Annotated in this window: 8 protein-coding genes; 1 reads left to right on the top strand and 7 read right to left on the bottom strand. The window is 41.4% G+C overall.

What is annotated here, in order from left to right:
- Positions 1–20: 20 nt before the first annotated feature.
- From DLD82_RS18090 to DLD82_RS18080, 3 genes are all read right to left on the bottom strand, one after another.
- The gene (locus DLD82_RS18090; RefSeq protein WP_181391534.1) at positions 21–305 is read right to left on the bottom strand and encodes a DUF2178 domain-containing protein; all 285 of its coding nucleotides are present in this window, start codon (positions 303–305) and stop codon (positions 21–23) included.
- Positions 302–1,552 carry a hypothetical protein gene (locus DLD82_RS18085; protein ID WP_109942526.1) on the bottom strand — a complete coding sequence of 417 codons (1,251 nt, stop codon included), beginning with the start codon at positions 1,550–1,552 and terminating at the stop codon, positions 302–304. Before DLD82_RS18085 ends, DLD82_RS18090 begins: the two co-directional genes overlap by 4 nt.
- Before the next feature lie 134 nt (positions 1,553–1,686).
- A complete protein-coding gene (locus DLD82_RS18080) occupies positions 1,687–2,520 on the bottom strand; it encodes a hypothetical protein (protein ID WP_146199863.1) in 834 nt (277 codons plus the stop codon).
- A gap of 268 nt (positions 2,521–2,788) precedes the next feature.
- Here DLD82_RS18080 and DLD82_RS18075 point away from each other — a divergent pair, with 268 nt between their 5' ends.
- On the top strand, positions 2,789–3,103 hold the full coding sequence (locus DLD82_RS18075; protein ID WP_109942524.1) for a hypothetical protein: 315 nt from the start codon (positions 2,789–2,791) through the stop codon (positions 3,101–3,103).
- 166 nt (positions 3,104–3,269) lie between these two features.
- Here DLD82_RS18075 and DLD82_RS18070 read toward each other — a convergent pair whose 3' ends face one another.
- The 4 genes from DLD82_RS18070 to DLD82_RS18060 form a co-directional block, all read right to left on the bottom strand.
- Positions 3,270–3,503 carry a DUF2164 domain-containing protein gene (locus DLD82_RS18070; RefSeq protein WP_109942523.1) on the bottom strand — a complete coding sequence of 78 codons (234 nt, stop codon included), beginning with the start codon at positions 3,501–3,503 and terminating at the stop codon, positions 3,270–3,272.
- Between the two features lie 100 nt (positions 3,504–3,603).
- Positions 3,604–3,774 carry a hypothetical protein gene (locus tag DLD82_RS19075; protein WP_219968504.1) on the bottom strand — a complete coding sequence of 57 codons (171 nt, stop codon included), beginning with the start codon at positions 3,772–3,774 and terminating at the stop codon, positions 3,604–3,606.
- Positions 3,722–4,240: an NAD(P)H:quinone oxidoreductase gene (gene wrbA, locus DLD82_RS18065; protein WP_219968503.1), complete on the bottom strand. Its 519-nt coding sequence runs from the start codon at positions 4,238–4,240 to the stop codon at positions 3,722–3,724. Before wrbA ends, DLD82_RS19075 begins: the two co-directional genes overlap by 53 nt.
- Before the next feature lie 206 nt (positions 4,241–4,446).
- Positions 4,447–4,923: a VOC family protein gene (locus DLD82_RS18060; RefSeq protein WP_181391533.1), complete on the bottom strand. Its 477-nt coding sequence runs from the start codon at positions 4,921–4,923 to the stop codon at positions 4,447–4,449.
- Positions 4,924–5,315 lie beyond the last annotated feature (392 nt).

Genomic DNA, 5,315 nt, shown 5'->3' with positions numbered 1-5,315 from the left:
AGATATATAGTTAAGCTTTATTACTTATTGTTAATTATTTTAGTTATTTGTGCAACAGCCTCAATAACCCCAAAAATTACCCAGATCTCAAGTGCCCGGTGAGCCGCAAAGGATCGTATCTCACGGGTTCTGTCATCCATCACTATCGTATCGATGTGCTGCCGGCAAGCCAGAATGATAATAATTCCAAGTGGTATTGCAATCAGGATCAAAAATAGGTATCCGGTTGCAATGGACCAACCAATGAGTGATGCAACCAGGCTGGCTGTCAGAACAGAGAGAATAAAAAATGTCAGATATTTCATGAAGATCCTCCTTCCAGGATAAAAAACCGTGTGCATGACGCAGTTGGTGCAATAGGTTCCATAGTGCCTGGCAGAAGGTCAGTGTTACTGACGGTAATCTTGTATTCTCCGGATTGCAGGGGGTGTGTCTGTATTTCGAATGCCCAGAGGTTTGATCCGTTTGTTCCATTTTCAACATGAGTACAACCGGATATCCCTGAAATAATTCCTCCCTGGGAACTGTCGCGAGGGTTTATCGTGAAGTTATAATCCTGAAATGCTTTTTTGGGAATGATTTCAATGAAAAGAATTTCCCCGGATGGAAGGTTCGTCGTTCCTGAGATCATACTGGTTTTTCCGATATTCATCTCCGGTAAAGCATCGATAGTGAGGTATACAGGGAGAATGTTTTCTGTTTTATTTGTTTTTTCATAGTTTGGGATGAGATGCCTGTTGTTTTCTGTAAATTCGAATTCATTTCTTGCAATAATCGGAGTAATCTTCCCTCTCAAGTCCATCTCTTTGGAAAGATTGATGACTCTGATGGGGTATGATCCTGGCCTCATATCTTCAGGGGGAGTAACCGACCACCTGTTTATTCCTTCGATTCCGGGAATCACCATGCAGTTCCCTTCGATATTGTTTCCCCTGGCTATTTCGGAATCTCCTTCAATCGTCCATTTTAGAATAGTGCCTGGTGCAAGGTTGGTAATTCCGGTGATATCTGGATGCCCTGTTTCATATCCCGCCTGGTTTATCCTGATAAATGGAGAGGACTGCAACTGTTTTTTCCGGATACAGTTCCCTGTACAGTTTTCATCTCCGAGTACGAACTGTACCGAGCCAACCGGACCACTTTCAATGGTTCTTGTATAGTTTTCAATGTACTCAACGATTTTAAAAACCACCTGGTATTCAGTGTTTTCTAGCGGAGAGAGATTGATGGTTGCATTCCATGAATTCCACTCATCATTCCCAGGAGTTATCCAGGTGTTGCCTCTGGCATCTTTTATTTCCTCCTCATTATCGCAGGTTACGTTGTGAACAGGGCATACATATGCAATGAGATTGGTTTTTTCAGGCAGGGTGGTCTTCCCGGATAGAATCAGAAAATTATATTCATCCACATTCTGTTCTGTCACCGGGTCAATGGTAAAAACTGGAATGAGAAAGAGAATGGGTGATTTTATGAGGAAAACAGCGACAAAAAGTCCAACAAGGATGATTGCCGATAGTATTCCCGAATAAGTGAGATATTTCTTCTTCACAATTACACCATGGCCTGTTTTCTAGTCTTACCTCAATCCTGATAATCTTCCTGGTTTTCATTCCACCGAATCAGATTTCTCATTACGAGATTAGTACTATCAATATCAAGTCTCCGATTTATCATTACAATACCTCATGATTTGGTTTTGGTCTCAGATGGACTCTCATTTTTCAGAGTAAAAATCTTAAAGTCAGACACCGGGCCGGTTTTCATATCAGTACCAAAGATTTCTCCCTCTATGGTAGAAACTGAAACATTATACTCGTCAGGATTGAACACGTAGGTATTCAGGGCGAGTGATACCCGGTTAATTCCTGTCTCCCTGGTCACCTGGGAGTTTGCCATTATCCCGGATAAATCCGGATTTCCTGAAATTTCAATGCCCGTATCGAGTATCGTCGGCCTTACTTCCCAGATGATATCAGTCCCGACTGAGAGATTTGTCTTCCCGGTGATGAGAAATAGATCGCCGGTTTTTTTATCCGGTATGGGATCAAGGGTAATGAAGGCATGTTCCTGACCCTTTACAGGTATTGAGGTATCTGATCCAAGGAATGTTCCGGTCAGAACAAGCGGTGTGTTTGCGTTTACATCACCATATATGTGTTCTGTTTTTATCAGGTTGTACCCTTTTACTTCAGTTACATTGACCAGGTACTCACCAGGCTTGATTCCCCAGGAATCGATAGGTGCAACCCAACGGTTTTCAGTGTTGTTTCCTCTGATTACCACTGTGCCGGAATTACATCCGGCCTTTTCTAAAGTAATAAAGAGTCTTGTTCCCTCTTCGAGATTTGTCTCTCCTGAAAGGATGATCATATCACCGATACTTTTCGTTTCAACCGGATTAACGGTGATATATGGGTTTTCTCCCATTACTCCATTCACAAGGCCTATACACGTAACCGCTGCCATGATGCAGAGGATAGCGATAAAACTTAATCGATTAACTATGGTCGTCATCATACCCACATGATCAAATAGTTTGGCATAATGCATAAAGTTTTTGGCATTGTGTAATCTTTTCTTAGCTATGATAATAGCACCGATACTATATCGGTAAGGTCGTGTTTTATCTAATCGGTTGGAATAAGCAGATTGTAATTCACGTTCAGGTTAAAATAGAATGAATGGTAGGTTTAACAGGAAAGAAAGATCTTCGTTTGTTTCTATGTGACATTTGTACAATACCAACAACGAATCTTTTATAAATTATCCTGCTTATCTCCCTTTGATGATGTTGAGATGGGTTGTGATATTATCTCTCCTCCTGGTCTGTTCTGGGCAATCGTATGTATCGGCAGAATCTTCTGAAATTCCGTTTCTTGTTGGAACATGGGCTGGAAATTCTGTTGGTCATTTTGCAGAGGGGGGTTTTATCAATGAAACGACATTTGCCTATGAGTTCGTTGTTCTTGAGCAAGAGAGGCGTGGATTTACAGGAATTCTGTATGAGAGCGGCATTCATGGAAATCTTACCTATGGGTTTTCCGGAGTGATTGGTCATGATATGACCACGCTCTATGTTGCTGATCATGAAAAGGGATAAAAAAATTGGTTATCTGATTTCTGTAGATGAAATGGAACTAATCTTCTTGGTTGACGGTAATAAAGCATTTGCAGAAGTCTGTACCCTGAAAAAAATGTAACCTTTTTTTTATAGTTCAGACCGGATAACAGCAAATTGACACTGATGACTGATGTTACGTTTGTCCTTATTTCTGAAGCGATAAAAGGTCTTCTGCTGATTCAGCGATATACCGGTGAGCATCATAGATGCCCTGATTGTATATCTCCGGAGCCAGTTTTTTCATGAAAAAATCAAGTATCATACCTGCAGCCAGATCACCAAGTTCTTCTTCCCGTTCGGTCATGAAAAAATCCTTTATTTCAGAGATTAAATCCTGCCGTCTCTCTTTTGTCAGGGTAAATGCATCGGTATGTCTCACCAGAAATCACTCCTTATTCTGTTGATTCTGGTATGATATCCATTATGTGATCCTGCTATATTCTTCATTGAACGACATAAACGGTTATTGTTTTGAAAAATCAGCCTGTAGATAGCAGTTCTTTTTGTTTCCCTGCCAGTTGCTCAGCTATCTTTGCCACGTATCGTCCCTGGAACCGTGCACCGTCCAGTTCAATCTTCGAGGGAAACCGAAGGCCATCAGTTCCTGCAATGGTGGATGCCCCATAGGGGGGAACAACCCGTGATCTCATTCATAGTCGTCTGCCCGGCAAAGATGTATGGAAGACCTGCAATGATCATCCCGTGATGGAGCAGGGTGATATGCATCGAGAGGATAGTGGATTCCTGACCGCCATGCTGTGTGCCGGAACTGGTAAAGACACTCCCCACTTTTCCGGCCAGTGCACCCTGACTCCATATACCCCCGGTTGCATCCAGGAATTGTCTCATCTGCCCAATCATATTCCCAAACCGTGTCGGTGTTCCGAAAATGACTGCATCTGCCTGTGCCAGTTCTGCAGGAGTAATCACAGGAAGTTTTCGAAACTCTTTCTGAAATCCGGTGGCTCCCATCTTCTCTATTACTTCGTCCGGAAGGGTTTCCGGCACCCGGAACAGTTCTGCAGTATATCCTGCTTCTTTTACTCCGGATAAAACCGCCTGAGCCATCTGGTGAATATGCCCGTACAGAGAATAATACACGATAAAAACTCTCATGTCTCCTCATGTACTCTGACAGTTCATGAAGATTCTCATCCGAGCACACACCCTGAATAAAGAATTTACATCCATCCTCAATCTGACTGTTCCTCTTTTATTTTAACGTTAAGGTTCTGTAAGCGTTAAAAAAGAAGTGGTAATAATTTTCTTTTTTTTTTTGCGTTCGTTGCACTATTATGACTATGAATCCATGAATCTGATTTTTACCCGGATTGTAAGACCATGGAAACATATTCTTTTGGCATCCAGGTCTTTTCTGCGATCTCATCCGGAGAGAGTCCGGATTTACTCATCTGTTTTACCACATGATCCATCGATTCTCCCATCTCGATAAGATTTCCATCCGGATCATAAAACCTGATGGTCCGCTGGTTCCATGGGGTGAGATCGACATCATGGAGGAGTTTTATCTGCTTATTTTTGACAATTGATGCAAACTCTTCTATCGCATCGGTCTCAAAATAGAGTTCCTGTGCAGGTTTTTCCGGGTTGGACACTTCTTTTACACCCGGATAGAGCAGGGGCATTGCAGTGTTTTTCTCCCAAAGAGTAATCCCTCCGACAAACGTGACAAGTGCTCCGATATCAAGCTGGATCTCAAGATTAAAAAGGTCCTGATAAAACTGCTTTGATCTGGCGATATCAGAACTGAGCAGCACTACTGACTGGTATGTTATCATTTTTTTCTCCTGCATATATCCGGGGGGGTTTCCGAAATACTATGCTATCCTACTGGTTTTCTGAACTAGTATTTGAATCTTTAATAAACCGGGTGAAAGTGAAAACCAGTATGGGTAACTTTCAATACTTGAATATTACTCCTTTCTGCTGGCTCTGTCTGAATTTCTAGTGATATGAAAAATTTTTTAATGAGAGTTACATTTAGAGAGATTTAATAGTATATAAAATAATATATATTATAATGGACGTTGTTACAACTTTAAATTCATATCATACGGTTCAAACTCTGAACCCGGTATTCATCCAATTCTCTAACCAATATATATTCGAAAATGGAGTTTTTTATTCAAAGAATCCTCCCTGTTGTCCATCTTGCGGTAAAAAAATGGTA

The organism is Methanospirillum stamsii, from assembly GCF_003173335.1.
Lineage (GTDB): Archaea > Halobacteriota > Methanomicrobia > Methanomicrobiales > Methanospirillaceae > Methanospirillum > Methanospirillum stamsii.
Note: the sequence above shows the minus strand (reverse complement) of the source record. Positions and strands in the feature narration are given on the sequence as shown.

Bases quoted from the DNA above. Each gene is read 5' to 3' on its own strand.
- DLD82_RS18090 (WP_181391534.1), bottom strand. From the start codon at position 305: ATGAAATATCTGACATTTTTTATTCTCTCTGTTCTGACAGCCAGCCTG.
- DLD82_RS18080 (WP_146199863.1), bottom strand. From the start codon at position 2,520: ATGATGACGACCATAGTTAATCGATTAAGTTTTATCGCTATCCTCTGC.
- DLD82_RS18075 (WP_109942524.1), top strand. From the start codon at position 2,789: ATGATGTTGAGATGGGTTGTGATATTATCTCTCCTCCTGGTCTGTTCT.
- DLD82_RS19075 (WP_219968504.1), bottom strand. From the start codon at position 3,774: ATGAGATCACGGGTTGTTCCCCCCTATGGGGCATCCACCATTGCAGGA.
- wrbA (WP_219968503.1), bottom strand. From the start codon at position 4,240: ATGAGAGTTTTTATCGTGTATTATTCTCTGTACGGGCATATTCACCAG.
- DLD82_RS18060 (WP_181391533.1), bottom strand. From the start codon at position 4,923: ATGATAACATACCAGTCAGTAGTGCTGCTCAGTTCTGATATCGCCAGA.